Source organism: Halarchaeum grantii, from assembly GCF_014647455.2.
Taxonomy (GTDB): Archaea; Halobacteriota; Halobacteria; order Halobacteriales; family Halobacteriaceae; genus Halarchaeum; species Halarchaeum grantii.
In genome coordinates, this window is the sequence record NZ_BMPF01000003.1 from 442,504 (window position 1) to 465,374 (window position 22,871).

At 70.1% G+C, this 22,871-nt stretch carries 22 protein-coding genes; 12 read left to right on the forward strand and 10 right to left on the reverse strand.

Features of this window, described 5'->3' with window-relative positions:
• Nucleotide 1 precedes the first annotated feature (1 nt).
• On the reverse strand, nt 2–1,264 hold the full coding sequence (locus tag IEY12_RS12050) for an extracellular solute-binding protein (RefSeq protein ID WP_188883956.1): 1,263 nt from the start codon (nt 1,262–1,264) through the stop codon (nt 2–4).
• A 236-nt stretch (nt 1,265–1,500) separates the two neighbouring features.
• Here IEY12_RS12050 and IEY12_RS12055 point away from each other — a divergent pair, with 236 nt between their 5' ends.
• Nucleotides 1,501–2,637: an ABC transporter ATP-binding protein gene (locus IEY12_RS12055; protein ID WP_188883957.1), complete on the forward strand. Its 1,137-nt coding sequence runs from the start codon at nt 1,501–1,503 to the stop codon at nt 2,635–2,637.
• Nucleotides 2,638–2,727: 90 nt separating this feature from the next.
• Here IEY12_RS12055 and IEY12_RS12060 read toward each other — a convergent pair whose 3' ends face one another.
• Nucleotides 2,728–4,737, reverse strand: a complete 2,010-nt coding sequence (locus tag IEY12_RS12060) for a DUF7997 domain-containing protein (RefSeq protein ID WP_188883958.1) — start codon at nt 4,735–4,737, stop codon at nt 2,728–2,730.
• Nucleotides 4,738–4,839: 102 nt separating this feature from the next.
• On the opposite strand from IEY12_RS12060, the gene IEY12_RS12065 reads away from it, so the two are divergent.
• Both IEY12_RS12065 and IEY12_RS12070 read left to right on the forward strand, forming a co-directional pair.
• The gene (locus tag IEY12_RS12065; protein ID WP_188883959.1) at nt 4,840–6,906 is read left to right on the forward strand and encodes an alpha-amylase family glycosyl hydrolase; all 2,067 of its coding nucleotides are present in this window, start codon (nt 4,840–4,842) and stop codon (nt 6,904–6,906) included.
• Nucleotides 6,907–6,950: 44 nt separating this feature from the next.
• Complete coding sequence (locus tag IEY12_RS12070) at nt 6,951–8,003, forward strand: TrmB family transcriptional regulator (RefSeq protein WP_188883960.1); 1,053 nt, start codon at nt 6,951–6,953, stop codon at nt 8,001–8,003.
• 26 nt (nt 8,004–8,029) lie between these two features.
• On the opposite strand, the gene IEY12_RS12075 is transcribed toward IEY12_RS12070, so the two are convergent.
• From IEY12_RS12075 to IEY12_RS12105, 7 genes are all read right to left on the reverse strand, one after another.
• The gene (locus IEY12_RS12075; RefSeq protein ID WP_188883961.1) at nt 8,030–8,596 is read right to left on the reverse strand and encodes a GNAT family N-acetyltransferase; all 567 of its coding nucleotides are present in this window, start codon (nt 8,594–8,596) and stop codon (nt 8,030–8,032) included.
• Nucleotides 8,597–8,691: 95 nt separating this feature from the next.
• Entirely contained in the window at nt 8,692–9,342 is a 651-nt protein-coding gene (locus tag IEY12_RS12080) for a polysaccharide deacetylase family protein (protein WP_188883962.1), read from the reverse strand.
• A gap of 54 nt (nt 9,343–9,396) precedes the next feature.
• Nucleotides 9,397–10,098: an ABC transporter ATP-binding protein gene (locus tag IEY12_RS12085; RefSeq protein WP_188883963.1), complete on the reverse strand. Its 702-nt coding sequence runs from the start codon at nt 10,096–10,098 to the stop codon at nt 9,397–9,399.
• A 3-nt stretch (nt 10,099–10,101) separates the two neighbouring features.
• Nucleotides 10,102–10,893 carry an ABC transporter ATP-binding protein gene (locus tag IEY12_RS12090; protein WP_188883964.1) on the reverse strand — a complete coding sequence of 264 codons (792 nt, stop codon included), beginning with the start codon at nt 10,891–10,893 and terminating at the stop codon, nt 10,102–10,104.
• The gene (locus IEY12_RS12095) at nt 10,890–11,984 is read right to left on the reverse strand and encodes an ABC transporter permease subunit (protein WP_188883965.1); all 1,095 of its coding nucleotides are present in this window, start codon (nt 11,982–11,984) and stop codon (nt 10,890–10,892) included. The genes IEY12_RS12090 and IEY12_RS12095 overlap by 4 nt, the downstream gene beginning before the upstream one ends.
• Entirely contained in the window at nt 11,985–12,914 is a 930-nt protein-coding gene (urtB, locus tag IEY12_RS12100) for an urea ABC transporter, permease protein UrtB (RefSeq protein ID WP_188883966.1), read from the reverse strand.
• On the reverse strand, nt 12,911–14,182 hold the full coding sequence (locus IEY12_RS12105) for an urea ABC transporter substrate-binding protein (RefSeq protein ID WP_188883967.1): 1,272 nt from the start codon (nt 14,180–14,182) through the stop codon (nt 12,911–12,913). The genes urtB and IEY12_RS12105 overlap by 4 nt, the downstream gene beginning before the upstream one ends.
• Before the next feature lie 478 nt (nt 14,183–14,660).
• Here IEY12_RS12105 and IEY12_RS12110 point away from each other — a divergent pair, with 478 nt between their 5' ends.
• From IEY12_RS12110 to IEY12_RS12145, 8 genes are read left to right on the forward strand one after another with little or no spacing between them, the layout of a single operon-like run.
• Nucleotides 14,661–15,065: an urease subunit beta gene (locus IEY12_RS12110; protein WP_188883968.1), complete on the forward strand. Its 405-nt coding sequence runs from the start codon at nt 14,661–14,663 to the stop codon at nt 15,063–15,065.
• Nucleotides 15,062–16,762, forward strand: a complete 1,701-nt coding sequence (ureC, locus tag IEY12_RS12115; RefSeq protein WP_188883969.1) for an urease subunit alpha — start codon at nt 15,062–15,064, stop codon at nt 16,760–16,762. The genes IEY12_RS12110 and ureC overlap by 4 nt, the downstream gene beginning before the upstream one ends.
• Complete coding sequence (locus tag IEY12_RS12120) at nt 16,759–17,103, forward strand: urease subunit gamma (RefSeq protein ID WP_123078179.1); 345 nt, start codon at nt 16,759–16,761, stop codon at nt 17,101–17,103. The genes ureC and IEY12_RS12120 overlap by 4 nt, the downstream gene beginning before the upstream one ends.
• A complete protein-coding gene (ureG, locus tag IEY12_RS12125) occupies nt 17,100–17,735 on the forward strand; it encodes an urease accessory protein UreG (protein WP_188883970.1) in 636 nt (211 codons plus the stop codon). The genes IEY12_RS12120 and ureG overlap by 4 nt, the downstream gene beginning before the upstream one ends.
• Complete coding sequence (locus IEY12_RS12130; protein WP_188883971.1) at nt 17,736–18,713, forward strand: urease accessory protein UreD; 978 nt, start codon at nt 17,736–17,738, stop codon at nt 18,711–18,713.
• 2 nt (nt 18,714–18,715) lie between these two features.
• Nucleotides 18,716–19,318, forward strand: a complete 603-nt coding sequence (locus IEY12_RS12135) for a UreE family protein (RefSeq protein ID WP_188883972.1) — start codon at nt 18,716–18,718, stop codon at nt 19,316–19,318.
• Nucleotides 19,315–20,016: an urease accessory protein UreF gene (locus tag IEY12_RS12140; protein WP_188883973.1), complete on the forward strand. Its 702-nt coding sequence runs from the start codon at nt 19,315–19,317 to the stop codon at nt 20,014–20,016. The genes IEY12_RS12135 and IEY12_RS12140 overlap by 4 nt, the downstream gene beginning before the upstream one ends.
• 40 nt (nt 20,017–20,056) lie before the next feature.
• Complete coding sequence (locus IEY12_RS12145) at nt 20,057–20,446, forward strand: ribbon-helix-helix domain-containing protein (RefSeq protein ID WP_188883974.1); 390 nt, start codon at nt 20,057–20,059, stop codon at nt 20,444–20,446.
• Here IEY12_RS12145 and thiD read toward each other — a convergent pair.
• Nucleotides 20,443–21,681, reverse strand: a complete 1,239-nt coding sequence (gene thiD / locus IEY12_RS12150) for a bifunctional hydroxymethylpyrimidine kinase/phosphomethylpyrimidine kinase (RefSeq protein WP_188883975.1) — start codon at nt 21,679–21,681, stop codon at nt 20,443–20,445. The two genes, IEY12_RS12145 and thiD, sit on opposite strands and share 4 nt — an antisense overlap.
• Before the next feature lie 179 nt (nt 21,682–21,860).
• On the opposite strand from thiD, the gene IEY12_RS12155 reads away from it, so the two are divergent.
• On the forward strand, nt 21,861–22,772 hold the full coding sequence (locus tag IEY12_RS12155) for a TIGR03571 family LLM class oxidoreductase (RefSeq protein ID WP_188883976.1): 912 nt from the start codon (nt 21,861–21,863) through the stop codon (nt 22,770–22,772).
• Nucleotides 22,773–22,871: the final 99 nt, after the last annotated feature.

A 22,871-nucleotide genomic window follows, 5' to 3' on the forward strand; every position in this document is an offset into this window, starting at 1 on the left:
CTCACTCCCAGTTGCTGCGGACCGTCTCGGCGGCCTGCGAGAGCGCGGCTTCGGGCGTCGCGTCGCCGTTGAACGCCTTGATGAGCGCGCTCTCGACGGGCGGCCAGACCTTGTTGACCTTCGGGTGGGTGGGCATCGGCGTGCCCTGGTCGACGGCTTCGGAGAAGGCCTTGACTTCGCCGGGGAGGTCGTCGCTGCCGACGAGGCTGGCGAGGACGGGGATGCTCCCCTGCTGTTCGGCGCGCTGGAGGATGTGGTCCTCGTTGGTGGCGAACCACTCGACGAACGAGCGGCCGGCCTCGGTGGCGGGGCCCCCCTCGCGCATCGCCTTCGAGAAGTACCACATCTTCACGCCCGTGTAGGGGTTGGCTTCGCCGCCCTCGGGTTTCGGCGGCGTCGTCACCTCGTAGTTGACGCCCTTCTCGTTGAGGGTGGAGAGGTACCACGGGCCGTTGATGGCGAACGCGGCGTTGCCGGAGGCGAAGATGGACGCCTGTGGCTCGTAGGTGGGGTCGTTGGGCATGTAGGGCTTGAAGTTGTCGAGGGCGAACTGGAGGCCCTCGACGACGGGGTCCTTGTCGATGCCGAGCATGTCGTCCTTCGAGGCGTCGAAGTAGTAGCCGCCGAACGCCTGGAGCCAACTGCTCGTGAAGTAGGGGTTGAAGGGGTAGCCGAGGCCGTACTGGTTCTTCGAGGGGTCGTGGTAGTCCGCCATGACGTCGACCATCTCGGCGACGGTCTCGGGGGGCTCGTCGACGATGTCGGTGTTGTAGATGAGCGTCACCGTCTCGGCGGCGTGCGGGAGGCCGACGATCTGCCCGTCGAACTGGACGGCGTCGGCGGCGGCGCTCGTAAAGGTGTCGAGCGAGACGTCGAGCTCCCCGGTCTGGTCGGCGAGGAAGCCGCGCTGGGTGTAGTCGCCGACCCAGTCGTGGGCGTGCTCGAAGGACTGCGGGCCCTGTCCGGCGGGGATGGCGCTCGTCGTCTTCTTCTCCATGGAGGAGATGTCGGCGCCCTCGACGGTGTGGGGCGACTGCTCGTTGAACGCGGTGATGGCGTCCTCGCGGAGCGGCTGCTCGGTGTCGGTGAGCGCGTACCACGCGGTCGCCGTCCCGCCCCGTTCGGTCGTGGTGTCGCCGCCGTCGCTCGACGCGTCGCCCGAGGGGGTGCTCTCGGACTGCTGGACGCCGACGCATCCGGTCAACGCGACGAGCGCGCTGGCGCTTCCGACTCCGGCGATGAACTCCCTGCGGTTCGATGTCATGGATGAACGTTAGTTGTGTTTGTAGTTCGTATATTAAATTCTTCGGTTCTGGGGTCTGTGGAGCGAGAATACGGGCGTTTGAGACGTCTCTGCCGGCGGTCCGGGGCGAGTAAGCGAGCCATCGGGGACGAGTCGAGCCGGGCCTCGCCACCGTCTATGAAGTCCTATGTAATATTACTTCCCACATGATGGTAACGGGGGAAGATTTATATCTTCACGTGTCAACCTCTCTCGGGATGGCAACCGTCACGCTCGACACCCTCCGAAAAGAGTTCGACAACGGGCGAATCGTCGCCGTCGACGACGTCTCGCTCGACGTCGCGGACGGCGAGTTCGTCACCGTCGTCGGCCCCTCTGGATGCGGGAAGTCGACCACCCTCCGCATGATCGCGGGCCTCGAGAGTCCGACGAGCGGCTCGATCCGCATCGGCGGCGAGGACGTCACCGACCTGCACGCGCGCGACCGGGACGTCGCGATGGTGTTCCAGAACTACGCGCTCTACCCGCACAAGACCGTCCGCGAGAACATGGCGTTCGGCCTGCGGATGAGCACCGACCTCTCGAAGGCCGAGCGCCGCGAGAAGGTCGACGAGACGGCGGAGATGATGGGCATCGAGGAGCTCCTCGACGACACGCCCGGGGAGCTCTCCGGCGGGCAGAAACAGCGCGTCGCGCTCGGGCGCGCGATCGTCCGCGAGCCCGACGTCTTCCTCTTCGACGAACCGCTCTCGAACCTGGACGCGAAGCTCCGCACGACGATGCGCACGGAGATCCAGCGCCTCCAGGACGAACTCGGCGTCACCTCCATCTACGTGACGCACGACCAGGAGGAGGCGATGACGATGGGTGACCGCCTCGCCATCCTCGACGGCGGCGAACTCCAGCAGACCGGCCGCCCGAAGGACGTCTACGAGCGCCCGCGCAACGAGTTCGTCGGCGGCTTCGTCGGGTCGCCCTCGATGAACACGCTCCCGGTCGTGGCGTCGGGTGACGACTCCGGCGTCACGCTCTCGAACGACCGCGTGCGCTACGACCTCTCGGGCGAGCGCGCGCGCCGCGTCGCCGACGCTGGCGTCGAGGACATCCATCTCGGCGTCCGCCCCGAGGACGTCCGCGTCGTCGACTCCGGCGGCATCGACACCGTCGTCGACGTCGTCGAACCCGTGGGGAGCGACAACTACCTCTATCTCGACCTCGGCCCGGACTTCATCGCGCGCGTCGACGCCGACGTCGAACCAGCGATGGACGACCGCATTCAGGTCACCTTCGACGAGCGCGACGTCCACCTCTTCGACGCCCGCACCGGCGACTCCCTCCTCTACGACGGGGACGCCGAGGGCGACGAGCGCGACGAACGGACGATTCCCGCCTGAGCGGTCCCGTCGCACGGGCGTGACGGCCGCCGGTCCGCGTTCCGATTCCTTCTCCCGCACGCGACGGCCACGGGCGACGCGGCTGCCCGTCTATTCGACGTGCCCGTCCGGGGTGGCGGCGCGCTCGTCGCCCTCGAGGAGCGCGAGCGTCGCGCTCCGGATGGCGTGCGGCCAGCCGAGCGGCGTCGCGGAGTCCGGCGTCCCGTCGTCGAAGACCTGCTCGGGGAGGTGGCCGGCCTCCGTGACGAGGGCACCGCCCGGCGCGACGAGCGCGAGCAACTCGCGGGCGCGCCGGTCGAGGGCGGTGGCGCGCTCGTCGCCGGCGGCGCGACAGAGCGCGGCGAGTTCGGCGGCGGCGTTCGCGCCCCACGCGGTCGAGACGGTCCAGATCTTCTCGCCGCCCTGCTCGCGCTGACGCCACGCGTCCCCCTCGTAGCGAACGAGGCCGCGAACGGCGCCCGCGTCGCGTTCGAGGCCGTCGAGGACGGTCGTGACGTGCTCGACGAGTCGGTCGCGGCGCGTCGCGTCCACGTCGCCGACGCGGGCGTAGGCGCGATGGGCGCTCGCGAGCGCGAGCGTCGCGGAGTCGAGGCGGTCGTCGAGGCCGTCCTCGGGGCTCTCGGGGCCGTACTCGCGGAGGGCGTACGCGCCGCGCGATTCGACCCAGAGGTCGTCGATGGCGTCGTACACGTCGTCGGCGTGCTCGCGGGCGCGTGAACCGACGGCGTCGTCGCGTTCGGCCGCGACGGTGGCGTAGGCGTCGAGGAACGTCGCGGCGGTGTGCGTGAAGCGCCCGGTCATGTCCTCCCACGCGTTCTGGCAGGTCTCGGGGCGGCCGTCGGCGGCGAGGGAGGCGTCGAGGCCGTCCACGCCGGCCGCGACGACGTCCGCGTAGTCGCCGTCGTCGTAGTCCGCGAGGAAGCTGAGCACGCTCGCGGTCTGGTCGGCCTGATAGTTGTGGCCGTCGCCGGCTTCGAGGCGGCCGTTCGCCCACCCGGGCGCGAGCGAGCCGTCGAACGCCCAGACGCGGTGTGGCCACGTGCCGTCGTCGAGCTGGGCGGCGGCGTAGGCGTCGGCGCTCCGCGCGAACCACTCCTCGAGGCCGAGGTCGAAGCGCCGGTCGGCGGTACGGAGGAAGCCCGAGATCTCGGCGTCGTCGCGGAACCACGCGTAGCCGTAGCCGCCGGAGTGGACGTAGTGGGGGTCGAAGTCGGGGCCGGCGATGCGGAGGCCGGTGGCCCCGGTGAGCGAGGCGAGCACGCGGAGGTCGGTGGCGACGGCGTCGGCGGCGTCGCCCGCGTTCTCGGGGCCGGTGCCGGCGTCGGTGTGCGCGGCGTCGCGGAGCGTCTGTGCGTCCGCGTCGGCGGCGTCGCGGATGGCGGCGAGCGCATCGTCGCGCGGCGTCTCGGTGCGCGAGGTGAGGAGGGTGGCGAGGGTGGCGTGGCCGCCGTCACCGGGGACGACACCGAGGACGGCGCCGGTGAGGAGGGCGTCGTCGTAGCGGCCCTCGGGGCGCTCGCGGGGGTAGTCGCGGGGGTCGTCGCCGAGGACGGCGCCGAACTCCGTCGCGTCGCCGCGAACGGTGTGGAAGCCGGTGGCGCTCGCGAGGTAGTTGGCTTCGTCGGCGTGATAGACCTCGACGGCGTCGCCGTGGTGGAGTTGGGCGAGGCGGTCAGCGCGGCCGTCGGGGGTGAACTCGACGTAGCAGACGATGTCGACGCCGTCGGCGTCGCGCAGGTCGAAGTGGGTGCGGTGGCGCGCGCCGTCGGCGTAGTCGTACTGGACGACGGTGCCGTGGGCAGTCTCGTGCGTCGTCTCGACGAGCGCGGTGTCGTCGACGTAGCGCTGGGTGGCGTTCGCGGCGTCGAACCACTCGGGGTCGCTCGCCTCGTCGGTGCGGACGCCGAAGCGCGAGCGTGCGATGCCGCTGTGTCCGACGAGCGGATAGCTGTGGTCGCGGACGGCACCCGAGGAATCGATGTGGATGAGGCGCCCGTCGTGGCCGGTGAAGCGGCCGTCGGTGGTGCGGCGTTCGCCGGGGAAGCGTCTGTCATGGTCGCGGTGGCGCTTGTAGTCGCGGAGCGCGTCGCGGAGATGCATGGCCGTAGTTGGTCGCCGGGGGTCTAATAGATATGGTGTAATAGTATCTCTAAGATTTCCGGAATCGCTGGCTCCAAGTGACCGACCCGCGAGCGGACGTGTATGCACCACCCCGGGCCACCCCGGTTCGTCGACGTCGGCGAGACGGTCGACCTCGCCCCCCGAAACCCCGACCCCGACGCCACCTACCGCTGGCGCCTCCGCGAGCGCCCCAGCGGGAGCGACGCCGGCGTCGGCGACGCGCCCGTCGTCGCCCTCGAACCCGACGCTCCCGGCCGCTACGAACTCGAACTCGACGCCCCGGACGGCACGCACGTCCAGACCGTCCACGCCTACGACGTCGTCGAGGAACCCGTCACGTTCCGCGTCGCCGACGACGACGTCGACGCCGACCCGGCGGCCGTCGAGTTCGTCTCCGTCTACGGGGCGTTCAACGACTTCACGATGGGGACGCTCACCGCCGAGCGGAGCGCCGACGACGACGCGTGGGTCTACGAGACGACGCTCCAACCGGGGACGCACGAGGCGCTCTTCGCCGTCGACGGCGAGTTCGACGCCTTCGCCGCCGACGAGGTGGTCGTCGAGGGGCCCGGCCGGCCCCGCGTCTCGCTCGACGCGGCGGTACGCGGTGACGAACTCGTCGTGCGCGCGGCCGCCGAGGCCGCCCCGAACGGGCGCGACCCCGAAACGGTCTTCGCGTTCGACGACCGCGACGCGCTCTCGCGCGCCGACGCGACCGTTGACGGCGCCGAACTCCGCGTCCCCCTCGACGCCATCCCCGTCCACGCGCGCCTGCACGCCGTCCCGGTCGCCGAGCGCCACGGCGTCGCGGCGACGCTCGAAATCGAACGCGACGGCGAGGACGTCGCCCTCTCGGACCCCGGCGGGGCGCCCGACTGGGTACGTGAGGCCACCATCTACGAGATATTCGTCCGCGAGTTCGCGGGCGCGGACCTCGACACGACCTTCGGAGCGATCGAGGAGCGCGTCCCCTATCTGGCGCATCTCGGCGTCGACGCCGTCTGGTTCACGCCCGTCTGCGCGAGCCCGACCCGCCACGGCTACCACATCACGGACCTCTTCGACACTGCCGACGACCTCGGGACGCGCGCGGAGTTCGAGTCGCTCGTCGAGACCCTCCGGGACGCCGGCATCAGGGTGCTCTTCGACCTCGTCATCAACCACACGTCGCGCGACCACCCCGCCTTCCACCTCCACCGCGCGGGCGTCCCCGCGTACGCCGAGCACTACGAGCGCGTCCCCGCAGAACAGGACACGACGGACGTCGACTGGGCGGGCGCGGACGCGCCCGGCCACTACTTCAACTGGGCGAAGATACCGAACCTGAACTACGACTCGCTCGCCGTCCGCGCGTGGATGCTCGACGTCGTCGACGAGTGGGCGGACGTCGTGGACGGCTTTCGCTGCGACGTCGCGTGGGGCGTCCCGCACGGCTTCTGGAAGGAGGTCCGCGCCCGCGTGAAAGCCGACGACGCCGACTTCCTCCTCCTCGACGAGACGGTGCCCCGCGAGGTGGACTTCGATGAGGACGAGTTCGACGTCCACTACGACACGGACTTCTACGAGGCGCTCCGCGACGTCGGGTCAGGGGAGGCGCCCGCCGACGCCGTCCTCGACGCGCTCGACGCGTCGCGTCGCCACGGGTTCCCGGCGGACGCCGCGCACATGCGCTACGTGGAGAACCACGACGAGGACCGCTATACGGAGGTGTGTGGTGAGGCGCCGCTGCGCGCCGCCGTCGGCGCGACGTTCACCCTCCCGGGCGTCCCGATGATCTACTACGGGCAGGAGCGCGGCGTCGCGGACTACCGCGGCCCGATGCGGTGGTACGACGGCGACGCCGACCTGACCGCGTTCCACCGCCGCCTCGTCGCCCTTCGCGACGAGCACGACGCCCTGCGCGCGCCCGCCGCGGCCGTCGAACGCGTCGCACACACCTGCGAGTCGGGCGACGCCGACGACGTGACGGTCTACGCCCGCGAGGGCGACGAGGAGACGCTCGTCGTCGCGCTCCACTTCGGTGCGGGCGAGGCCGTCGTCGACGTCGAGCGCGCCGTCGACGCGACCGACCTCGTCTCGGGGGCGGACGCGCGCGTCGCGGCCGGCCTCGCCGTCGACTCCGTCGCGGTCTTCGCGGCGCGCGAGTAGCGATCACCGAGGGGTATACAACCCTCGCACGCCCATCCCCCGGTATGGACTCAGCGGACGTCGAAACCCTGCTCAGGCGCTTCGGCCTCTCGGAGAAGGAGGTCGACACCTACCTGACGATACTCGAACTCGGGGAGGCGAAGGCGAGCACCGTCTCGGACGAGGCGGGGACCTCGAAGCGCTACGTCTACAGCATCGCGGAGGAGCTCGAGGAGCGCGGCTTCGTCGAGGTGAACGACCACGCGGTGCCGACGACGATACGCGCCCGGCCGCCCGAGGAGGTGCGCGCCTCGCTCACGGACGACGTGGAAGAGATGGCGCCCGCGCTCGAGACCTACTACTCCCAACCGGAAGCGCCCACGCAGGAGTTCGAGGTGGTGAAGTCGCGCGTGACGGTGCTCAAGCGCCTCTCACAGTTCGTCTCGCGCGCGGAGTCGGAGATCACGCTCGCGGTGCCGGCCACGCACCTCGACGCCGTCCGCGAGGACCTCCGGGACGCCGTCGAACGCGGCGTCTTCGTCCTCCTGCTCGTCTCGGACGCGGACCCGGGGGCGGACGCGGACCTCGACGGCGTCGCGTCGGTCGCGCGCGTCTGGGAGCAGCCGATGCCGACGATGCTCACGGTCGACCAGAGCGGATGCGTCGTCGCGCCGAGCGAGATGCTCGCGCGCTCGAACAGCGACGAGCAGGCCATCGCGTTCGAGCAGCCCCAACTCGGCCCCGTCATCGTCGGCTCCTTCCTCGGGAACTACTTCCCGATGGCGAGCGAGGTGTACACGACGGCGCGCGACGACCTCCCAGCGACCTACGTGGACTTCCGGAACGCCGTGTTGCAAGCGACGCTGCATCGCCGCGAGGGCGACGGTCTGCGCGTCACGGTCGAGGGCCACTTCGTCCGCGACCCCGGCGACGCGGTGACGCTCGACGGCCGCGTCGTCGAGGTGCGCCAGTCGCTGCTCGAACCCGCGACGAACTCCTTCCCCGTGGAGACGTCGCTCGTGGTGGAGACGGACGACGGCGACGTCCACACGGTCGGCGGTCAGGGGTCGTTCGTCGAGGACGTCGAGGCGGACGAAGCGACGCTCTACTGGAGCTAAATGGATCCGTACGCGTTCGAGGCGGTTCAGTCGAGCTCGCGTCGCATCTCGAACTCGAGGGCGTGCTTGGCGACGACCTCGAAGTCGTAGCGCTCGTAGAGCGCGACGGCGGGCGCGTTCGACTTCTCGACGTGGAGCCAGACGGTGTCGACGCCGCGCTCGCGGCCGAACGCGAAGAGCGCGCGCATCGTGTGCGTGCCGACGCGCGCGCCCTGATAGTCCGGTTGGACGAAGATGGCGAGTTCGCGCGTGCCGTCGTCGCGTTCCGAGTCGGGGACGAGGACGGCGTGCGCGGCGGGCGTCCCGTCGTGGCGGACGACGACGTGGTGGGCGCCGAGGTCGCCGAGGCGCTCGAGCCACGAGCGGACGGCGTCGCTCCCGAGCGGCGGGAGGCCCTGCGCGCGGTCGGCGTGGTCAAACGTCACGTACATCCCGGTGAGGTCGTCGACGACGTCGGCGCTCAGGCGGCCGTGATAGCCGGTGATGTCGAGGGTCCGGCCCCGCTCGTCGTCGACGGTGGTGACGAACTCACTGCCCGACGACGAAGTTGACGAACGATTTTTGAATTCTGTATTTGGGGCGCCACTCGACATCTTCTGTTCACTCTATTGGACGAACGCAACACTAATAGGTCTTTTTCCACACGGTATATTATGGTGTTCGTTGGGTTGGCAGAACCCGCACCCGCTCAGAGGAGGTCGCGTGGGTCACCGAGCGCGACGCCGTGCGCGTCGAGGGCGTCGAGGTACGCCTCGAACGCCGCGACCGTGTTCCCGCCGTCGTGGAAGAGCAGGAGATCGTTCGGCTCGCTCGCGAGGCGCTCGGACTCCGCAGCGACGTTCTCGCGCATCGCCTCCGGGGTCTCGACCTCCCAGTCGGCGACGTCGAGCGTCCACCCCCAGTCCCGGTAGCCCGCGTGTTCGTCGTCGTACCAGTCGTACGCGAACGCGGTGGCGTCCGGCCCGACGAAGCCCTCTTCCTCGAGGACTTCCTGGAAGTCGTCGGCGTGCTCGTCGCCCCGGTCGCCGTAGGGGAACCGGAAGAGCCTCGCGGGGCGCTCGACGCCCGCGCGCTCGTAGACGTCGTCGAGGAGCGCGTCGGTGCGCGCGACCTCCTCGCGGAACGCCCCGACCGAGAGGTCGCTGGCGTGCGTGTGCGTGTCGGCGTGGTTGCCGAGGAGGTGGCCGGCCTCGACGGCCGCCACCGCGTGCGCGGCGTGCTCGTCGAGGCGCCGGCCCTCGCAGAAGAAGACGGCCGTGACGTCCCGCGCCGCGAGCAACTCGAGTTTCTCGGGCAGCGTCTCCGAGGGCGCGTCGTCGATGGTGGGGTAGGCGGGCATCGTCGCGGGGTTCGACGCGCCGAACAAAGAGCCTTCGCGAGGCGGCGATCCGACCTAGACGGCGAGGTAGGAGGCGATGGCGTCCTCGTCCGTGAGGGCGTCCGCGCCCACCTCGTCGACGATGCGCCCGCGCTTCATCGCGTAACACCGGTCGGCCATGTCCTGGATCGCGCCGAGGTTCTGCTCGACGAAGAGGACGGTCGTCCCGAGGTCGGCGTTGAGCTCGCGGAGGTTCTCGCTGATCTCCTCGACGATAGAGGGCTGGACGCCCTCGCTGTGCTCGTCGAGGAGGAGGAGGTCGGGGTTGCCGACGAGCGCGCGGCCGATGGCGAGCATCTGCTGTTGGCCGCCGCTCATCGTCCCCGCCTTCTGCGTGCGCCGCTCCTCGAGTATCGGGAAGTAGTCGTACACCTCGTCGTAGAGGTCATCGGTGCTCGCGTCGTTCACGCCCTCGCCGACGAGGAGGTTCTCCTCGACGGTGAGGTCGGGGAAGACGTCGCGGCCCTGCGGGATGTAGCCGATGCCGGCGCGCGCGCGGCGGTCCGGCGGGGTGCCCGCGAGGTCCTCGCCGCGATAGCGGACCGCGCCCGACTCGGGTTCGAGGAGGCCGATGATGGTCTTCATGAGCGTGGACTTCCCGGCGCCGTTCTTCCCCATGACGCCGACGAGTTCGCCCGCCTCGACGTGGAGGTCGACGTCGCGGAGGACGAGCGTGGTGTCGTAGGCGACCGAGAGGTCCTCGCACTCGAGGAGCACCGCTCACTCACCCCCCAGGTAGATGCGCCGCACCTCGTCGTCGTCGCGGATCGCCTCGATGTCGCCCTCGCGGAACACCGCGCCGCGGTGGAGCACCGTCACGTCGTCGGCGATGTCCGCGACGAAGTCGACGTCGTGCTCGATGACGATGAACGCGATGCCGTCGGCGTTCAGGTCGGTGACGAGCTCCGCGACCTCGTCGCGCTCCTCGACGGAGAGGCCGGCGACGGGTTCGTCGAGGAGGAGGAGGTCGGGTTCGAGCGCGGCCGCCATCCCGATTTCGAGGCGGCCCTGCTCACCGTGCGAGAGCTCGCCCGCGAGCGTCTCGGCCTGCCCGCCGAGGTCGACGCGTTCGAGGGCGTCGCGGACGGCGGGTTCGAGGTCGCCGTCGACGACGCGCTGGATGGGGAGGCGCATGTTCTCGAACGCAGTGAGGTCGTCGAAGACGGAGGGCACCTGGAACTTCATGCCGATGCCCTGATCGACGCGCTCGTTCGGCCGGAGGTCGGTTATCTCCGCGCCGTCGTAGTAGATGGCGCCCTCGCTGGCCTCGTGGCGGCCCGTGATGAGCTTGAGGAGCGTGGATTTCCCGGCGCCGTTCGGGCCGATGAGACAGCGTAGTTGGCCCTCCTCGACGGCGAAGTCGACGCCGTCGATGGCGGTGAAGCCGCCGAAGCGCTTCGTGAGGCCGTCGGTCTGCAAGAGCGTGTCCGTGCCGGGGCCGGTCGCGGCGACGGCGGGCGGTTTGCGGCCGGACGTATCGGGTGCCGTGGAGTCGGTGTCTGTCGTGGTCATTCGGGGGTTCCCTCCATGGTGTCGCTATCGCTGGTGCGTTGCGCGCGTTCGCGGACGGCGACGACGGCTTCGCGGGCGCGCGGGACGATGCCTTCGGGGACGAAGAGGATGGCGACGAGCAGGACGACGCCGACGACCACCATCGCGTACTGGCTCCCGGTGACGGAGAGCTGCTGGCGGAACCACTCGATGGCGACGGTGGCGACGACGGCGCCGAGGAGCGAGCGCCGGCCGCCGACGGTCACCCAGACGACGGGGATGGACGCGAAGGTGATGCCGAAGACGGTCGGGCTGATGTAGTTCCCCCACGAGGCGTAGAGGACGCCGGAGAAGCCGGCGAGCGCGCCGCCGAGCGAGAAGACGAGGAGCTTGATGCGCCGGACGTCGTAGCCGAGCATCTCGGTGCGGTCGGCGTCCTCGCGGGCGGCGACCATCGCGTAGCCGAAGCGCCCGTTCACGAGCGCGCGCAGGCCGAGGTATACGGCGAGGAGCGCGACGAGCGTGAACCAGTACAACGAGCTACCGTCGAGGGTGAGCGCGGCGCCCCCGACGCCGAACGTGAGGTTCGGGATGGCGGGGATGCCGTTGAAGCCGCCGAGCGCGACGGAGCCGACCGACCACTCCGCGCCCGCCGTCTGCGCCATGAACGTGTTGAGGACGATGGCGACGACGAGCGTGAGGATGGTGACGTAGACGTCCCGGACCTCGCCGTAGAACATGAAGTAGCCGAGGACGAACGCGGCGAGCGTCGCGAGCCCGACGGCGAGGGGGAGCGCGAGCATCGTCGTCACGGCGCTCGTGAGGTTGAGGCTGACGATGCCGAACGTGTAGCCGGCGATGCCGAAGAAGACCACCTGCCCGAAGCTCAGGATGCCCGTGTACCCCCAGACGACGGAGAGCGAGAGCGCGAGGATCGCGTAGAGCAGGTAGAGCGCGGCGCTGGAGGCGGCGTAGCTCCCGAAGCCGATGGGGTAGCCGACGAGGAGGGCGAAGACGAGGGCGAAGCCGACCCAGAACGTCCGCGTGTTCCCGAAGGTGTTCGGGCCCTCGAAGGGGTCGACGAGCCGGTCGAAGCGCTCACCGAGCCCCATCTATTCGCCCTCCATTCTGTTGCGGACGTCCTCGACGAGGCCCGTCAGGCCGCCGCTGAGGAGGCGGATGGCGACGACGGCGGCGACGAGCATCGCGATCTGGCCGGCGAACGTCCCGAAGAGGTTGGTGAACGCGGCGTCGATGGCGCCGAGCAGCCCGCCCGAGAGCGTCGTCCCGAGGAGCACCGAGGGGCCGCCGATGACGACGGCGACGAACGCCTCGACGAGGAACGATGAGCCCATGCCGGGGACGACGGTGAGCGTCGGCGCGTAGAGCGCGCCGGTGAGGCCGGCGAGCGCGGAGCCGATGACGAACGTCGTCGTGTACATGCGGTCGGTGTCGACGCCGAGCGAGCGCGCGGTGTCCGCGTCCTGAATGGTGGCGCGGGCGCGGATGCCGAACTCGGTGCGCGTGAAGACGACGTACATCGCGCCGAGCACGAGGACGGCGACGGCGGCGAGCAGGATGCGGTACGTCGAGTAGGAGAACGCGCCGTAGGCGACGTTCCCGAGGGGTGTGGCGACCTGCGCGATGGAGTTCCCGAAGAGGATGCGCATCCCCTGCGTGAGCACGAGGCCGATCGCCCACGTCGCGACCATCGAGTCGAGGAGGCGGCCGTAGAGCGGTTCGACGACGGACTTCCCGAGGGCGCGCTCGCTCACCCAGTTGATCGCGGCGCCGGAGACGACGACGCGCTCGACGACGAAGCCCAGTATCGCCGCGAGGACGATGCCGGAAATCATCGCGACGGGGAGGGGTGCGCCGGCGTTCGACGCGAGCGTCGTGCCGTACGCGCCGATCATGATGAACTCGCCGTGGCCGAGGTTGATGACGCCCATCATCCCGAAGATGACGGCGAGGCCGACGGCGGAGAGCACCACGAACGCGAAGTTATCCGCGAACTGGAACAGCAGGTTGAGCGGGTTCATTTCGTCGTGTCGGCCTCCTCGTAGAAGTTCGCGGGGACGTACTGCGTGGTCTCGTCCTCTTCAGCGAGGTCGACGTCGACCGTCTCGGAGAGGAACTGCTCGGGGATCATCTGCTCGTCCTTGACGGTGATGTTGTGGTTCTCGTCGCAGTGGAAGACGCGCATGTTGTGCGTCATGTGGTGGACGGGCCCCTGCAGGGAGATGTCACCCTCGGGCGCGGCGACGTCCATGCCCTTCTCGAGTTCTTCGATGATGTCGGCCTGATCCGTGGAGCCGACGGCTTCGGCGGCCTGCGCGTACATCTTGATGGAGAAGTAGTTGTTCACCGCCTCCTCGTTGATGTAGGAGGCCTCTGGGAACTTCTCGTAGAAGCGACTGACGAACTCCTCGTTCCGGGAGGTGGGGAGCTCCTCCATGTAGTTGAAGCCGCCGTAGACGTCCTTCATCGCGGGCGCGTCGAGGCGCTTGTGCTGGTAGCCTTGGGCCATGACGGTGGAGGTGCCCATCGGGATGTCGAGGCCGGCGGAGCTCCGCTGGCTCCAGAAGGAGGTGTGGTTCGCGCCGACGAGGAGCGCCATCACGAAGTCGGGGTCGGCGTCCTGAATGTTGTTGATGGTGGAGCCGAAGTCGGTGACGGAGAGCGGAATGAACTCCTCGCCGATGACGTTCGCGTCGTGCTCGTCGGCGAGCACGCGCACCCAGTCGGCCGAGAGCTGGCCGAAGTTGTAGTCGGCGGCGATGGTGTAGACGTCGGAGCCGAAGTTCTCGACCATGTAGGGGAAGACGCTGCCGAGTTGCTGGCGCGCGGTCGCGCCCATGCAGAAGGTGTAGGAGTCGGCGACGCCGCCCTCGTACTGCGTGGTGTAGAAGTAGAGCTGTTCGTTCTGGTCGATGATGGGCCGGATGGTCTCGCGGGTCGCGGAGGAGTAGCCCGCCCAGAGGGCGTCGACGTTCTCCTCGTTGATGGCTTGGCGGGTGAGTTGCTGGTAGCGCTGGTTGTCGGATTGGGGGTCGGGGGCGAACGTCTCGATCTCGTTGCCGAGGATGCCGCCCTCCTCGTTGAGCTCCTCGATGGCGAGCATGCTCGCTTGGTACTTCGGCGTGCCGTTGAGCGCGAAGTTCCCGGAGCGGTCCTCGATGATGCCGAGTTTGACGGTGTTCTCGCCGCTTCCGCTGCCGGTGAGACAGCCGGCGAGCGCGGTGCCGCCGAGCGCGGCACCGGTCGCGAGGAAGGAGCGCCGCGAGGCGCCCGAGCGTCCGTCCGTCATGCGAGACACCCCATCGGCGACCGAACGTCCCGAACCGCAACCATCTGTGAATCGACACCCGAACCGAATTCCGAAATACTTGGGCAAGCGTTCATACAGTATCGACATTCCCGGACATTCGGTTGTAACTCAAAAACCTTGCCATTCGCGTATAACCATTGTACGAATTAGGGGTATATGTTTAAGGAATCAATGTGTATGCTGAATACGGTACACGAACATAACCGAACGCACCGTCGAAACACGCTCGATTTCTCATTCTATGGATGGACGTTCGTACACTATATATCGGCGCCACATCTCCTATCTGGACGAACACCACAGTCCTTCCGGTAGAACGGGACTATGTTCAACAATATACTCTATCTCGTGCAAATATTGGCGAGTGTGCGAGTCATTATTGTGTATAGCTAGAGAGTCACGGACAGTATGGTCGTACTTGAGTTCGAGCGGTCGCCGAGCACGGGGGCGACGGCGGATGGGTGAGCGCCTCGTCCCCGGTGAGGTCGTGCCCGGCGAGGGCGACGTATCGATCAACGAGGGCCGTGAGACGGCGACCGTCACCGTCGCGAACACCGGCGACCGGCCCGTGCAGGTGGGCTCGCACTTCCACTTCTTCGAGGCGAACGGCGCGCTCGCCTTCGACCGGGAGGCCGCGTTCGGGATGCGCCTGAACGTCCCCGCCGGTACCGCCGTCCGCTTCGAACCGGGCGACGAGCGCGACATCGACCTCGTCGCTATCGGCGGGAAACAGCGCGCCCACGGGATGAACGGCGTCGTGAACGGGAGCGTCGCCGGCGACCCCGGCGCGGCGCTGGCGCGCCTGCGGGAGGCGGGCTTCGCCGACACCGGCACCGACGAGCAGACGGGGGACGAGTCGTGACCCGCGACGTCTCCCGCGAGGCCTACACGGAGCTCTACGGCCCCACGGTCGGCGGGCAGGTGCGCCTCGGCGACACCGACCTCTACGCCGAGGTCGAGGCGGACTATCGGACGCGTGGCGACGAGGCGGTCTTCGGCGGCGGGAAGACGCTCCGGGACGGCCTCGGGATGGCGCCCGGCGTCACGAACGAGGAGGGCGCGCTCGACTGGGTGATCACGAACGCGACGATCCTCGACCCCGTCCTCGGTGTCGTGGCGGCGGACGTCGGCGTTCGGGACGGCCGCATCGCCGGCATCGGGAACGCCGGGAACCCGGACACGATGGACGGCGTGGACATGGTCGTCGGCGCCGGGACGGACGTCTATCCGGCGGAGGGGAAGCTCCTCACGCCGGGCGCGCTCGACGTCCACGTCCACTTCAACGCCGCCCAACTCCCCGAGCACGCGCTCGCGGCGGGCATCACGACGATGCTCGGCGGCGGCTACGGCGGCGGCGCGACCACGACGACGACGGGCCCGCGAAACGTCGAGATGTTCCTCCGCGCCGCCGAGGACTGGCCGGTGAACGTCGGCTTCTACGGGAAGGGGTCGAGTTCGCGCCCGGAGTCGCTCTACGAGCAACTCGAGGCAGGCGCGTGCGGCCTGAAGATCCACGAGGACTGGGGCGCGATGCCGGGCGCCATCGACACCTGCCTCACGGTCGCGGACGAGGCGGACGTGCAGGTGGCGATGCACACGGACACCCTGAACGAGACGGGGTTCGTGGAGAACACGATGGACGCCGTCGACGGGCGGACCGTCCACCTCTTCCACATCGAGGGCGCGGGCGGCGGGCACGCCCCGGACATCATGGAGACGGTCGGCGACCCGAACGTCCTCCCGTCCTCGACGAACCCGTCGATGCCGTACACGACGAACACGTTCGACGAGCACCTCGACATGGTGATGGTCTGTCACCACCTGAACCCGGACGTCCCCGAGGACGTCGCGTTCGCGGAGTCGCGCATCCGCGCGGAGACCATCGCCGCCGAGGACGTCCTGCACGACACGGGCGCGATCTCGATGATGACGACGGACGCGATGGCGATGGGCCGGATGGGCGAACTCGTCTCGCGGACGTGGCAGACCGCACACAAGATGAAGGACCAGCGTGGCGCGCTCTCCGAGGAGGGGGCGGGCGACAACGAGCGCATCCTCCGGTATCTCGCGAAGTACACGATCAACCCCGCGATCGCCGCCGGCATCGACGACCACGTCGGCACGCTCGAACCGGGGAAGCTCGCGGACTTCGTCCTCTGGGAGCCGGCGTCGTTCGGCATCAAGCCGTTCGTGACGTTCAAGGGCGGCTTCCCGGTCTACGGCGAGATGGGCGAGGCGAACGGCTCGCTGATGACCTGCGAGCCGATGATGCAGCGCCCGCGCGCGGGAGCGGTGGGGAGCGCGAAGAACGCCCTCTCGCTCGCGTTCGTCAGCCGCGCCGCGAAGGAGAACGGCGTCGGCGACGAGTACGACCTGACGACGGAGACGGTCGCCGTCTCCGGGGCGCGCACCGTCTCGAAGGGCGACATGGTCCGCAACACCACCTGCCCCGACGACATCGAGATCGACCCGGAGACCTTCGAGGTCCGCGTCGACGGCGAGCACGTCACCTGCGAACCGGCCGAGGAACTCCCGCTCACCCAACGGTATATGCTATGAACCTCACCCCGAAGGAACGCGAACGCCTCACGATTTACACGGCGGCACAGCTCGCGCGCGACCGCAAGGAGCGCGGCGTGAAGTTGAACCACCCCGAGAGCATCGCGTACATCTCCGACTGGATCTTCGAGGGCGCGCGCGAGGGGAAGGACGTCGCGACCCTGCGCGCGGAGGCGACCGGCCTCCTCGGGCGCGAGGACGTCATGGAGGGCGTCCCCGAGATGATCGACATGGTGCAGGTCGAGCCGATGTTCCCGGACGGGACGAAGCTCGTCACCGTCCACGACCCCATCCGCTCGGACAGCGCGCGTGACATCGGGAGCGGGGCGGGCGAGCCATGAGCGCCGAGGAGCGCCGCACCCACCGCGACGTCGCCACGGTGGGCATCGGCGGCCCCGTCGGGTCGGGGAAGACGTCGCTCATCAGCGAGGTCGTCCCCCGGCTGCGCGACGCGGGCCTCGACGTCGGCGTCATCGCGAACGACATCCTGACGCAGGCGGACGCCGACGCCCTCCGCGAGCGCTTCGCGGGCGTCGTCCCCGAGGACCTCGTCGCGGGCGTCGAGACGGGCGCGTGCCCGCACACGGGCATCCGCGAGGACCCGTCGATGAACCTCCGGCAGATAGACGACTTCGTCGCCGCGCACCCCGAGTTGGACCTCGTCATCGTCGAGAGCGGCGGCGACAACCTCGCGGCAACCTTCGACCCCGAGCTCGCGGATTACTCGCTCTACGTCATCTCCGTCGCGGAGGGCGACGACATCCCCGCGAAGCGCGGGCCCGGCGTCGTGGACTGCGACCTCCTCGTCGTGAACAAGACGGACCTCGCGCCGCACGTCGGCGCTGACTTGGAGAAGATCGAGCGCGACGCCGCCGCCGTCCGCGACGGCCCCTACGTCCTCACGGACTGCAAGGCCGAGACGGGCGTCGAGGACGTCATCGAGCACGTGCGCTCCGAGGTGCTCTTCGCGTAGATGGCGACCGAGGAGGCGGCGGGCGCGTCGGACGCGAGCGCGCTCCCCGAGGCGCCGGCGGATGCGGGCGAGCGCGCGTTCCCGCCGGAGTTCGAGGCGTACGTCGACGAACCGCTCGCGCAGACGGCGGTCGGCGCGCCCGGAAAGGTCGGCGAACTCGAAGCGCGTTTCGCGCGCGACGACGGCGGGAAGACGCGGCTCGTCGAGGATTACGCGCGCGTCCCCTACCACCTGAGCGGGACGCTCGGTCACGACCGCGGGCGGCCGGACGGCACGACCGTCTACGTGCAGAGCCCGACCGGTGGCGTCGCGCAGGGCGACCGGAACCGGATGGCTCTGCGTGCCGAAACGGACGCGCTCGCGCACGTGAGCACGCAGAGCGCGACGAAGGTGCTCGCGATGAACGCGAACTGCGCGCGCGTCGACCAGACGTTCGTCGTCGGCGACGGCGCGCACCTCGAGTACGTCCCCGAGCAGACGATTCTCCACGATGGCGCGCGCTACTGTCAGGAGACGGCGGTGACGCTCGGACGGGACGCGACGGTCTTCCTCACGGAGACGGTGGTTCCGGGTCGCCTCGCGCGCGAGGAGGCCTTCGAGTTCGAGCGCTACTACGCGCGCACGACCGTCGACGGCCCCGACGGGCGCCTCCTCGCCGATACGACGCATCTCGCGCCGGGCGACCCGCACGCGGACCCCCGGCGCGCGGGCGTCCTCGACGACTACGCGGTCTTCGGGACGGCGTACCTCGCGACGACGCGCGACGTCGACTGCGAGTCGTTGAGCGAGCGCCTGCACGGGCGCGCGAGCGACACGGTGGCGCGCGCGGCGGCGTCCACGCTCCCGAAGGACGCGGGCGTCGTGGTGCGCGCGCTCGGCGACCGGGCGAGCGACGTTCGGGCGGCGCTCCACGCGGCGTGGGACGCGAGCAGTCGCGCGCTCCGTGACGCGCCCGCGCCCGACCAGCGGAAGAACTAGCCATGGACCTCTACGACACCTACATCGGGAACACCGCGGACGAGGCGGTGGCATCGCGCGTCGAGCGCGCGGCGACGCGGGAGCTGACGCTCGACGAGACGACGCGGCGGCGCTCGCGCTTCCGGACTGAGACCGAGGACGGGACGGACGTCGGCGTCGTGACCGGGAAGGCCGGGAGCCTCGAACCGGGGGACGTCCTCGCGAGCGACGACGCGGCGGCCCTGCTGGTCGTCGGTCTCGCGGCGCGCGACGCGCTCGTCGTGGACCTGCACGAGGCGGACGCGACGCCGGAGGCGATGGCGCTCGCGGCGAAACTCGGGCACGTCGTCGGGAACCGCCACCGCGACCTCGCGGTGCGGGGCGCGTCGGTCCTCGTCGCCCTGGACGAGTCGGTCGAGCGCCACCGCGAGGAGGTCGCAGCACACCTCCCGGACGGCGCGACGACGCGCGTCGAAGCCGTCGACCCGATGCGCTTCGACGACGGAACGCCCGACCACGCCCACGGCGACGACCACGTGCACGAACACGGCGACACCCACGAACACGACCACGGAAACGCGACGGGCGTCCGAGCGCCGAACCCGGACGGGGGCGAGTCGAAGTGACGTCTGATGTCGACTCGGACGCGCGCGCGTCGCTCTCGGCGTATCGCCTCGCGGACTCCTTCCTCCCGGTCGGCGGGAACACGGTCTCCTACGGCCTCGAGCAGTTCGTCGCCTCGGGGCGCGTCGAGACCGCCGACGACCTCGGCGAGGTCCTCGAGAGCTACCTCCGCCGACAGGTCGGCCCCTGCGAGACGGTGGCGATCCGGGCGGCGCACGACGCGACCGACGACCTCGACGCGCTCGAGCGGGTGGACGACGCGCTCCTCACGCGCACGCTCGCGGCGGAGTTCCGCGAGAGCGCGACGAAGGCCGGCCGACGACTCCTCGAGGTGGAGGCGGAGACGAGCGCGGATTCGGTCGTCGCGGCCTACGAGGAGCGCGTCGCGACGGCGGACGCGCCCGGGACGTATCCGGTGGCGCTCGGCCTCGTCGCGGCGCGACGCGGCATCGACCCGGTGGAGGCCTGCCTCCTGCACGGCCACGCCTTCCTTACCGACATGCTCGGCGCGGCCCAGCGCCTCCTGAGCCTCGGGCACGTCGCCGCCCAGCGCCTCCTCGACGACCTCGCGGACGTCGTCGCGGACGTCGTCGCGGCGAACGCGGAGCGCCCGCTCGAACGCATGAGCCCGTTCGCGCCGCTCATCGACGTTCACGCGATGGAGCACGAACGCGCCGACCGCCGACTCTTCGTGAGCTAGGGGGTAGTTTTACGCCGGTCGAGCGCCTTCACCCACGAACATGGTCAAGTCCACGGTGCGGTTCCCGGAGGAGGTGCTCGATGCCGTGGAGGAACTCGTCGAGCGTGACCTCTTCACGAACCGCTCGGAGTTCCAGCGCTTCGCCGTTGAGTGCATCCTCGCGCAGGTGGACGAGGAGTACGAGCCACAGATGCTCGACTACGACGAACTCTACTCGGAGGTCTTCCCCGAGGAGTCCACGGACGACCCCGCCGGCGTCCCGGACGCGGCGTCGATGGAGGAGGAGTTCCTACAGACGGCGGCGCGCGTCCGGCAGTTCGCGATGCGCGGCGAGATCGAGACCGCGGAGGAACTCGTCGACACGCGCTATTCGCCGGCCGACCCGCGCGCCCTGCTCCTCGAGGACTTCCTCGCGGGCTATCGCGACTAGGGGAGGCGCTCGCGGAGCGCCGCGACGTCGGCCGCGAAGCACGTCGCGGCGTCGCCGTCGCACTCGCTCGGGTCGACGAGGACGGGTGCGTCCGCACAGACGTCGAAGGCGCGAGCGACGCGTTCGTCCGGCGGGAGTGAGGGGTCGGGCGCGCAGGTGCGCGCGCCGTCTTCGCCCCACGTCTCCGCGTCGTACGGGACGGTGGCTGCGTAGCGAAGCGACGGGTCGTGCTCGCGGGCGGCGAGGAGGAGTTCGCCGGGGCGACTCGGCACGTCGAAGCGAACGACGCCGCTCGCGTCGGGCGCGGCGACGTCGGCTGCGGATTCGGCGTACGGGGTCGCGCCCGCCACGCTCGCGTCGCCGTGCTCGGCACGGAGGGCACGGACGGCCTCGACGGTGGCGTGGCGGTCGGCGTCGTCGCGGAGCGCGGCGAGGTGGTGGACGCTCCCGGTTTCGGTGCCGACGGCGTGCGGGTAGCGGACGGCGCGCGCGACGTGCTCGATGCCGGCTTCGACGGCGGTGTCGAGGTCGTCGCCGGTGGCGAGGCGCGCGGCGATGGCGCTGGAGAGCGTACAGCCGGAGCCGTGCGTGCGGGCCGTTTCGACGCGCTCGTGCTCGAAGACGCGGACGTCGTCGGCGGTGACGAGGACGTCCACGGCGATGTCGCGGTCGTCCTCGACGTAGGGGTCACCGCCGGTGACGAGGGCGGCGTCGGCGCCCTGCTCGCGGAGGCGCTCGCCGGCGACGCGGGCGTCGACGCGGCTCTCGATGTCGACCCCGGTGAGCGTCTCGGCCTCGTCGGCGTTCGGGGTGAGGAGCGCCGCGTGCGCGAACAGCGTCTCGTAGGCGGCCTCGACTCGGTCGTCGGCGAGCGCGTCGCCCGACGTCGCGACGAGAACGGGGTCGACGACGACGGGGGCGTCGATTTCCGCGACCCCCTCGACGACGGTTTCGAGGGTGTCCGACCGGCCGAGCATCCCGGTCTTGACGGCACGGACGTCGTAGTCGTCGCGGACGGCGTCGAGTTGCGCGGCGACGTCGGCGGGCGGGAGGTGGTGGACGCCGTGGACGCCGCGCGTGTTCTGCGCGGTGACGCTCGTGACGACGCTCGTTCCGTAGGCCCCACAGGCCTCCATCGTCTTGAGGTCGGCCTGAATGCCGGCCGCGCCGCCCGAGTCGCTCCCGGCGACGGTGAGTGCGACGGGGTAGTCGACGGGTGCGGCGCGGCGCGTCACGCTCCTCCCTCCTCACCGGGTCGGTGTCTCGTGCTCGCGGTCATACACCACGGTATCATGCAGTAGTACAATAGTGTGGTGGACCGCGCCCGTCGGCGCGTCGGTGTGCCCGGTGAACGCGCCCGCGTGGGGTTCGCCGCCGCCCGGCGGTTTTTGGGCGTCCGGCGTCGAATCGGCCCATGGAGACGCCGAATCGCGGCTACGAACGCCTCTTCGGGGGCGACGACCTGACGGTCGGCGCGACGTTCCCGCTCACGGGCACACGCGAGGAGCGCCCGGACGTGGCGCGCGAGTTGGCGCTCGCCGAGCGCCTCGAGGACCTCGGCTTCGACGGCCTGTGGGCGCGCGACGTGCCGACTTACTGGCCGGAGTTCCGGGACGCCGGCCAGACGTTCGACCCGTGGACGTGGCTCTCGCAGGTCGCCGCACGCACCGAGGCGGTCGCGCTCGGGACGGCGAGTATCGTCCTCCCGCTCCGTCACCCGCTCCACGTCGCGAAGAGCGCGGCGAGCCTCGACCGCCTCTCGGACGGCCGCCTCGTCCTCGGCGTGGCGTCGGGCGACCGCCCGCCCGAGTACGAGGCGTTCGGTGTGAGCGAGGCCGAACGCGGTGCGGCGTTCCGCGAGAGCGTCCGTGTCCTGCGGGCGGCGTGGACGACCGATTTTCCCGAGGTGGAGACGCGCTGGGGGCGAATGGACGGGACGCTCGACGTCGTGCCGAAGCCCACTCGGGGCGATCTCCCGCTCCTGGTGACGGGGAACAGCCGCCAGTCCCGCGAGTGGATCGCCGAGCACGGTGACGGCTGGCTCTTCTACCACCTCCCCGACGACACCCTCCGGGACTACCTCGACGACTGGCGCGCGCGCACGGACGCGCCCTTCGTCACGACCTGCACGGTCGAGTTGGCCGACGACCCCGACGCGCCCCCGGAGCACGTGAATCAGGGCTTTCGCGCGGGCGCGGCGTGGTTCCGCGAGTACTTCCGCGACCTCGACCGGTGGGGCGTCGATCACGTCCTCGTCGGGGTGACGGGTGACGACCGCGAACGCGCGTACGAACGCGTCGCCAGCGACGTCCTCGACGCGCTCTGAGTGCGCCGAGTCCACGAACACGGAGTCGAACACCTCCCATGCCGGATATAATTTTACGAACGGGCTGTTTCACTCCGACCACGTCCTTATACACTCCCC